Consider the following 8,641-nt stretch of genomic DNA (forward strand, 5'->3'; position numbering starts at 1 on the left):
GGCACTTGCGAGCTGTCTTCGACCACCTCGACCTTGGTGCCTTCGCGCAGGCGATCGGTGCCTTCCAGCACCAGGCGGTCGCCAGCGGCCAGGCCTTCAAGGATGACGCTGTTGTCGCCATCGCTGGCGCCGACCTTGAGCTTGCGCACGTTCACGGTGTTCTCGGCGTTGACCACATAGGCGAAGGTACCGTCGTTGCCGAACTGGATCGCCGCTGCCGGAGCCATGACCACCTGCTTGAGGGTGTCGGCCAGCAGGCGCACGTTGACGAACTGATTGGGGAACAGCGCCAGGTCCTTGTTCTCGAAGCGGCCTTTGAACTTCAGGGTGCCGGTGGTGGTGTCGATCTGGTTGTCGATGCTGCCCAGCACGCCGGTGGACTGCAGCTTGCTGTCACTGCGGTCCCAGGCCTCGACCGGCAGGCTGGCGCCGCTGCGATAGCGCTCCAGCACCGTGCTCAGCTCGGTTTCCGGCAGGGTGAAGGCGACGTTGATCGGCTCGGTCTGGGTAATCACCACCAGCGCGGTGGCATCGTTGGCTGCCACCAGGTTGCCCAGGTCGAGCTGGCGCAGGCCCACCCGGCCGTTGATTGGCGAGCGGATCTGGGTGAAATCGAGGTTCAGGCGGGCGTCATTGACCTGCGCCTGGTTGGTCTTGACCAGCCCCTGGAACTGCGCCACCTGCGCTTCGGCGGTATCGAGGGTTTGCTTGGCGATGCTGTCTTCGGCGTACAGGCCTTTATAACGGGCCACGTCGACCTGGGCATTTTTCAGCTGCGCCTGGTTCTGGGCCAGGGTGCCTTCGGCCTGCTGCAGGGCGATGCGGTAGGAACGCGGGTCGATCTCGGCGAGCAGATCGCCGGCCTTGACCTGCTGGCCTTCCTTGAAGTGGATTTTCACCAGCTCGCCCGCCACGCGGCTGCGTACGTTCACGGTATTGGTCGCAGTGACCGTGCCCAGTGCCTTGTAGTACAGCGGGAAGTTACCCACACGTGCCGGTTCGACACGGACCGGCACCGGGTCGGTGGAGCCGCCGAAGCCCGGCCGGCCGCCCATGCCCATGCCCTTGCCACCGCGCCCGCCGCCGGCTTCTTGATGCACAGGCGCCGCTGCGGGCCACAGCCACCAGGCGAGGGCCGCCACCAGCAGCAGGATCAGCAGGCCGACGAGCCAGCGACGGGGGGAACGGGAATTGGACGCTTGCATGGGTTGAACGAACCTTGTTCGGAATGACGACTTGGGAGGGTGAACGATAAGCACTGGCATCGTTTTAGCAAAGGCCCTTTACCAGAGGTTTACCTTTGCCTGACGTTGCCAAAACGCGGAATTTTAAATGAAAACGGCCCGGAACGTGTTCCGGGCCGTTACAGGGTGTTGCTTGGAGCGGAGATGCGCCTGAAGGTTTCCGTTGCCTTTGCTGGCCCTATCGCCGGCAAGCCAGCTCCCACAAGCACATCACAGGCATTGAGAACAGCCTTGTACCTGTGGGAGCTGGCTTGCCGGCGATAGGGCCGGTACAGGCTACAAATGCCTGCCCTGCCCCCCGCAACCCTTACTTCAGTACAGCCAGTGCCGCATCGTAGTTCGGCTCGTCAGCAATTTCGCCAACCAGCTCGCTGTGCAGCACCTTGTCATTCTCGTCCAGCACCACCACGGCGCGGGCGGCCAGGCCGGCCAGCGGGCCGTCGGCGATGGCAACGCCGTAGTTTTCGAGGAACTCGCGGCCACGCAGGGTCGACAGGTTCTTCACGTTTTCCAGGCCTTCGGCGCCGCAGAAGCGTGCCTGGGCGAACGGCAGGTCAGCCGAGATGCACAGCACCACGGTGTCGGCCACGTCGTTGGCCTGGGCGTTGAACTTGCGCACCGAGGTGGCGCAGGTCGGGGTGTCGACGCTTGGGAAGATGTTCAGCACCTTGCGCTTGCCGGCGAAGTCTTTCAGCGACTTGTCAGCCAGGCCTTCACCTACCAGGGAGAAAGCCGGAGCCTGGGCGCCGGCCTGTGGCAGGTTGCCGTTGACCTGGACCGGGTTGCCTTTGAGAGTCACTTGAGCCATGACGAAATCCTTATGCGAGGTTTGAAAAGGACACTGAGTTAAGCATGAAGGCGACCGGGTGCCTATGGGGTAAGTGAAATTGTTCTAATACCAGACGATTTTTGTGGACAAAACGCCGATACCTGCCGTGACGGCCAGTTGCCGAGCCCATCCCGGCCTCCCACTACGAGCCTGCTACAAAGTTGGTTTCTTGATTGATATGAGCTGCACAATACTACCCTCATAATGGCTGCATGGCTTGAGCTAGAGCGCTTTACGACAAAGTTGAGCCACCCCTGATAAGTATCAAGGTAAAAAAGCCTACAACTTTATCGGACGTTTCGCCACCAAGTTAATCTTGTACATCTTCCAACCCGATCTACCCTTCTTGCGAATGGTTTTCAAAACTCGGCCAACCCTCAGAGACGAAGTTTCCGCTCATGCACTGGCGAACCAGGCGGTACGAATGATGGAAATTTGCGGGCCGACGCTTCGGGCAGTTGAGTGCACTGATTTACTGGATGACGAACGCTATTTCTTGCATTTCCAATCGGCGGGGTTAGTAGCATGAACCGCCCACCGGATTCGCTCCGGCGCCATCTGTGCTCGACGTTGCTGATTCTGTTGTGTCTGTTAGGTGTATTTCCGCTGGATGTGATCCTCCCATCATTCCCTGCGCTCTCAGATGAGTTTCGGGTCGACTCAAAGCAGATAGCGTACTCCGTGAGCTTTTTTGCTATTGGCGTTGCCATGGCGCAACTAGTGATCGGCCCATTGTCGGATAGCATCGGGCGCAAGCGTTTGCTGCTCGCCGGGTTGGGAGTAGCCATTGCTGGGGCGCTCGGTTGCATATTTTCAACCACCTATGAAACGTTCATGGCGTTTCGTTTAATGCAGGCCCTGGGTTGCGGCAGCCTCGTGCTCGGCCAGGCGCTTGTGTAGGATCTGTATAGGGGTAAACAACGCAATGCCATGCGAATCCTGTTAACCAGCGCAAGTGGGTTATTCATCTCTCTGTCACCGCTGGCAGGTGCCTTTCTCCAGCAGCTCTTTGGCTGGGAGGCAAGCTTCACAGTATTCGTGGGCATCGCTGCGATCGTTTCACTTTTGTCGTATGTGCTGCTTCAGGACGCACCTGGGCTGCACCACCGGGCGTCAGGCTTCTCCAGTTATCTGATGATGCTGCGCGACACGCCCTATCTCGCCTATTCCATGCAGTCCAGCCTCGCCTTTGCCTGCCATTTTTCCTTTATCGTCATAGCGCCATTGCTGCTGATGGGCAGGCTGGAGCTGACGACCTATCAATTCTCCATTGTATTTATCGGCTATGGGTTGGCCTATATCGCTGGCGGAGTAGCTGCAACTTATTTGAACCATCGCGTAAGCCCGCAGGCTCAAATAAAAGCGGGTTTCCTGCTGATAAGTGCTGCGGGCGCCACCCTTTTGATATGGGAGCAGCTAGCAGGGTTGTCTGTGGTGGGCGTTCTGCTACCGATGATTGTCTGTACCACCGGGACAACCCTGGTGCGCCCGGCTGCGACGACCCAGGCCCTGGCACGCTATTCGCGTCAGGCAGGTGCGGCAGCCTCGCTCAACACGACACTGCTGTTCGCTTGGGCGGGCTTGACTGGCAGCGTGGTCGCAAGCTTCGAAAGTACACTTCCGGTAGGCCTGGGACTGCTGTTCGTGGTGGCCAGCCTCTGTGGATGGTGGCTGCTTGCGTGCACCAAGGACGATGAAATGCAACGCTGCTGAAACCTTGGTCAGGCTTAAAAAAATGCCCGGGTGGCGATAGCCGACCCGGGCAGCCTTTACTGCAAGCAGCGAATCAGCTCAGCAGGCCGTAGACCACCGAGGTCAGCGCAACCAGGCCGATCACCACGACGAACACATTGGAGGCCGCGCCGCTGTACTTGCGCATGGACGGTACCCGGCGAATCGCGTACATCGGCATCAGGAACAGCAGCACCGCCAGGATCGGGCCGCCCAGCGACTCGATCATGCCGAGGATGCTCGGGTTCAGGGTGGCGACGATCCAGCACACCACCAGCATCAGCCCGGCAACCACGCGGTCGAGTGCCTTGGCACCTGGGCGCGCGCCGGTCTTGGCAATGATGCCCTTCAGGCCTTCGCTGGCACCGATGTAGTGGCCGAGGAACGACTTGGCGATGGCCACGAAGGCGATCAGCGGCGCAGCGAAGGCGATGGCGGGGTTGCTGAAGTGGTTGGCCAGGTACGACAGGATCGACAGGTTCTGAGCCTTGGCCTCGGCCAGCTGGGCGCTGCTCAGGGTCAGCACGCAGCTGAACACGAAGAACAGCACCATCACCACCATCAGCAGGTGGGCACGGCGCAGGATCTGGCCGCTGCGCTCATCGGCGTGCTCGCCGTAGCGGCGCTTCTGGTCAACCGCGAAGGCCGAGATGATCGGCGAGTGGTTGAACGAGAACACCATCACCGGGATGGCCAACCACAGGGTGTGCAGGAAGGCCGAAGGCGGCGGTACCTGGGTGGCGCTGTCGAGGATGCCGCCGGTCCAGTGCGGGACCAGGTACAGGCCGAGCAGCGCCAGGGCGACGATGAACGGGTACACCAGCAGGCTCATGACCTTGACCGTGGCCTGCTCGCCACAGCGCACGATGGCCAGCAGGCCGAGGATCAGCACGAACGACAAAATGGCCCGTGGTGGCGGCGCCATGTGCAGCTGGTGTTCCATGAAGCTGGAAACAGTATTGGTCAGTGCCACGCTATAGATAAGCAGGATGGGGAAGATGGCGAAGAAGTACAGCACGGTGATCGACGCACCGGCGCTGATGCCGAAGTGCTCCTTGACCACCTCGGTGATGTCGCCGCCGTTGCGCCCCGACAGCACGAAACGAGTCAGCCCGCGGTGGGCGTAGTAGGTCATCGGGAAGGCCAGCACGGCCAGGATCAGCAGCGGCCAGAAGCCGCCGAGGCCGGCGTTGATCGGCAGGAACAGAGTCCCGGCGCCGATGGCTGTGCCGAACAGGCCCAGCATCCAGGTGGTGTCTTGACGCGCCCAGCTGCCGAGGGTGGCGGGGGTCGATTCTGCAAAGCGTTGTTCAACGCTTGGGGCCTGCTCATTCATCCGGGTGAAGCTCCACTCGCAAGACTGCAACAGGCTGAGAATGGCGAAATAGACGATTCGCCCAACTCAACCGGGAAAGAGGGGCGCGATTGTGCACGCAAAGGTTGCACTTGCGAAGCCCTTTTCCGAGGAGCGGTTGCACTTGTCTTTACAAGCAGGTTGTAGCAAGGGCTGCTTTGCAGCCCGATTGCCGCCACGCCGGCTCCCAGCCATGCGCTGTACCAGTGGGAGCCTGCTTGCCGGCGCTCGGGCCGCAAAGCGGCCCCGTGCGGTGTTACTTCTGGACGGCAGCGAACGCTTCGGCAACCCGTTGCAGGTTGGCGGGGCGCAGGCCGGACATGCAAACCCGGCCGCTGTCGATCAGGTACACGCCGAACTCGTCACGCAGGCGGCGTACCTGCTCGACGCTGAAGCCGGTGTAGCTGAACATGCCGCGCTGGCGCAGAAAGAACTGGAAGTCCTGGCCTGGCAGCAGCACGGCCAGGGCATCGACCAGCGCCTGGCGCATGTCGAGGATGCGCTTGCGCATCACTTCGACTTCGGCAGCCCACTGGGCATTCAGGCCGGCATCGCCGAGCACGCCGGCCACCAGCTGGGCACCGAAGTTGGGCGGGCTGGAGTAGTTGCGGCGCACGGTGGCCTTGAGCTGGCCCAGCACGCTCAGGGTGGTGTCGGCGTCATCGCACACCACCGACAGGCCCCCTACCCGCTCGCCATACAGCGAGAAGATTTTCGAGAACGAGTTGCTGACCAGACACGGCACGCCGGCCCGCGCCATTTCACGGATGGCATAGGCGTCTTCCACCAGGCCTTCGGCGAAACCCTGATAGGCGATATCGAGGAACGGAATCAGTTTCTGGGCCTTGACCACCTCGACCACTTGTTGCCACTGGTTTTGCGTAAGGTCGGCACCGGTGGGGTTGTGGCAGCATGGGTGCAGCAGGACCACGCTGTTGGCCGGCAGGTTGCGCAGGGTGGCCAGCATGCCGTCGAAGTCCACGCCACGGGTGACCTGGTCGAAGTACGGGTAGGTGTTCACCTTGAAACCGGCGCCTTCGAAGATGGCGCGGTGGTTGTCCCAGGTCGGGTTGCTGACCCAGACTTCGGACTGCGGGAAGTAGCGCTTGAGGAAGTCGGCGCCGACTTTCAGCGCGCCGGAACCGCCAACCGTCTGAACGGTGGCTACGCGCTTGCCGGTCACGGCGGGGTGATCGGCCCCGAACAGCAGCGCCTGGATGGCCTGGCGGTAGCTGGCCAGGCCTTCCATCGGCAGGTAAAGCGAGGCTTCGTGGTCCTGGCCGGCCATGCGTTTTTCCACCGCATCCACCGCTGCCAGTTGCGGCACTACACCGGCCTCATCGTAATACAGGCCGATGCTCAGGTTGACCTTGTCGGCGCGCGGGTCGGCCTTGAAGGTTTCCATCAACGAGAGGATCGGGTCGCCGGCATAGGCATCGACATGTTTGAACACAGCGTGCAGCTCCTTGGATCAGGACAGTTCGAAAAGGCAGACCTGAGCATACCCGGAGTGCAGGCTCAGGAACATCCACTAATGTGCAAGGTTGTCTATGCAACATTGCATGGCTGGGGATTTGTGCTGGCGGTGATGTCCCTGTCGCCAGCAAGCCAGCGCCCACAGGTACTTCACAACGCTCAGCGTTAGCGGTGTATCTGTGGGAGCTGGCTTGCCGGCGAAAGGGCCGGATCAGCCAAGCAACTCTCTCAGGCTTTGCAACTCCTGCTCGGTCACTGCCACCCCCTCCTCCTCGGCCACCTCGCGCTCGCGGTAACGTCGCTCACCCGGCATGCGCGTCAGCCCAGCGTGCTTCATCTGCTCCACCAGTTCGCGACTGCGCTGGGCGAAGCGCTCGCCCTCGGTCTTGCTCGGGTCGATCACGATGATCACCTGCCCGGTCCACGGCGTTTTCGCCCCCGGGTGCCCCGACCAGTCGAATTCCCACGAGAAATTCCCGCCGGTCAGCGCCGCCGCCAGCAACTCGACCATCATCGACAGCGCCGAACCCTTATGCCCGCCGAATGGCAGCAAGGCGCCACCTTCGAGGATCGCCTTGGGTTCGGTAGTCGGCTCGCCACTGGCATCCACGCCCATGCCCTCGGGCAATTGCTGCCCGGCACGCGCGGCAATCTGCACGTCGCCGTGGGCCATGGCGCTGGTGGCCATGTCGAAGACGATCGGGTCGTGTTCGGCGCAAGGCGCGGCAAAGGCGATGGGGTTGGTCCCGAACAGGGGCTGGCGCGCGCCATGCGGCACCACGCAGGTCATGCTGTTGACCACGCTCAGGGCCACCAGGCCCTCGTCAGCGAATGGCTCCACATCCGGCCATAGCGCGGCAAAGTGGTGCGAGTTGTGAATCGCCAGCACGGCGATACCGGCGGTGCGCGCCTTGGCCACCAACAACTCACGGGCCGCTGCAAGCGCAGGCTGGGCGAAGCCCCCCGCCGCATCGACGCTGACATAACCGGGCGCCACATCGCTGACCTCTGGCGTGGCCTGGCCGTCGACCCAGCCGCTGGCCAGGGTCGAAACATAGCCCGGCATGCGGAACACCCCATGGCTGTGCGCGCCATCGCGCTGGGCGCTGGCGCAGTTGTGGGCCAGCACACGGGCCACCCTCTCGCTGCAGCCATGACGCTGGAAAATGGCCTGCAACAGGTCCTGCAACTCGGTAAAAGGCACACGCACGTCGGTGCCGGTGGAAGGTGCGGACATCTGAAGCTCCTTGTTGGTATTGGAATGGCTACAGCGTTGCAACGACAAAAACTTTCCTGCATGTGACAGCTATCTGTCAAATGTTGACTTGATGACAGAAAACATTCATTTTCTGTCGCAAGCCTCACCCCTGGAGCCGCAGCATGAGCCAACCGATCAAGCAACGCCTGGAAAACAGCCTGGAAGGGGCCGCTGCCTCGGGCCGCAAGATCGCCACCTACATGCTCGCCAACCTGCACGAACTGCCGTTCCAGACCTCGGCCAGCATCGCTGCCAAGCTGGGCGTCAGCGAATCCAGCGTCGGGCGCTTCTGCCGCTCCTTGGGTTATGCCCACCTCAAGGCACTTAAGCAAGACCTGCAGAACGACCTGGGCGATGGCCCCTGGCTGGTGGGTGACCGTTTGCAGGATTACCGCCACAACCAGGACGCCAGCGACAACGCCGGCAGCCTGGAACTGGAAATCGCCGCACTGATGCGTGTGCACGAGTACCGCCAGAGCCCGGCGTGGCACAGCGTAGCGCAACGCCTGGCGGCCAAGCCGCGGGTGTTCGTCGCCGGTTTCCAGACCGAGCGCGGCATCGCCATGTGCATGAGCCACCTGCTGCAATACCTGCGCGATGGCGTGCAACTGGTAGACATCAGCGCCGGGCACTTCGGCGAAGTGCTGCTGGGCCGTGCCGAAGACAGCGCCCTGGTGGTGTTCGAGGCGCGCCGTTATTCCCGCCACGCCCTGCTGCTGTGCCAGAAGGCGCGCGCGGCCGGCATCGCG

Annotated in this window: 6 protein-coding genes and 1 pseudogene; 2 read left to right on the forward strand and 5 right to left on the reverse strand. The window is 62.1% G+C overall.

Features of this window, described 5'->3' with window-relative positions:
* A partial coding sequence (locus tag HP547_RS04710) for an MdtA/MuxA family multidrug efflux RND transporter periplasmic adaptor subunit (RefSeq protein WP_172285636.1) occupies nt 1-1,205 on the reverse strand: 1,205 nt, incomplete at its 3' end.
* A gap of 346 nt (nt 1,206-1,551) precedes the next feature.
* Nucleotides 1,552-2,052 (reverse strand): thiol peroxidase, encoded by a 501-nt coding sequence (gene tpx / locus HP547_RS04715; RefSeq protein WP_172285625.1) that lies wholly within the window; start codon nt 2,050-2,052, stop codon nt 1,552-1,554.
* A 546-nt stretch (nt 2,053-2,598) separates the two neighbouring features.
* On the opposite strand from tpx, the pseudogene HP547_RS04720 reads away from it, so the two are divergent.
* Nucleotides 2,599-3,786: pseudogene (locus tag HP547_RS04720) on the forward strand (Bcr/CflA family efflux MFS transporter).
* Between the two features lie 73 nt (nt 3,787-3,859).
* On the opposite strand, the gene HP547_RS04725 reads toward HP547_RS04720, so the two are convergent.
* The 3 genes from HP547_RS04725 to HP547_RS04735 all read right to left on the reverse strand — a co-directional run bounded on the left by HP547_RS04725 (nt 3,860) and on the right by HP547_RS04735 (nt 7,871).
* Nucleotides 3,860-5,140, reverse strand: coding sequence for a serine/threonine transporter (locus HP547_RS04725; protein ID WP_172220066.1), 1,281 nt, complete (start codon nt 5,138-5,140; stop codon nt 3,860-3,862).
* Between the two features lie 274 nt (nt 5,141-5,414).
* A complete protein-coding gene (locus HP547_RS04730) occupies nt 5,415-6,611 on the reverse strand; it encodes an aromatic amino acid transaminase (protein ID WP_172285626.1) in 1,197 nt (398 codons plus the stop codon).
* A 234-nt stretch (nt 6,612-6,845) separates the two neighbouring features.
* Nucleotides 6,846-7,871 carry an Ldh family oxidoreductase gene (locus HP547_RS04735; protein ID WP_172220072.1) on the reverse strand — a complete coding sequence of 342 codons (1,026 nt, stop codon included), beginning with the start codon at nt 7,869-7,871 and terminating at the stop codon, nt 6,846-6,848.
* 143 nt (nt 7,872-8,014) lie between these two features.
* Between HP547_RS04735 and HP547_RS04740 the strand changes: the two genes are divergently transcribed.
* Nucleotides 8,015-8,641 (forward strand): MurR/RpiR family transcriptional regulator (locus HP547_RS04740; RefSeq protein WP_172285627.1); only part of this gene is annotated, 627 nt, incomplete at its 3' end.

Origin of the sequence: Pseudomonas sp. CM27 (assembly GCF_013179515.1) — a bacterium.
In the GTDB taxonomy this organism is placed as follows: domain Bacteria; phylum Pseudomonadota; class Gammaproteobacteria; order Pseudomonadales; family Pseudomonadaceae; genus Aquipseudomonas.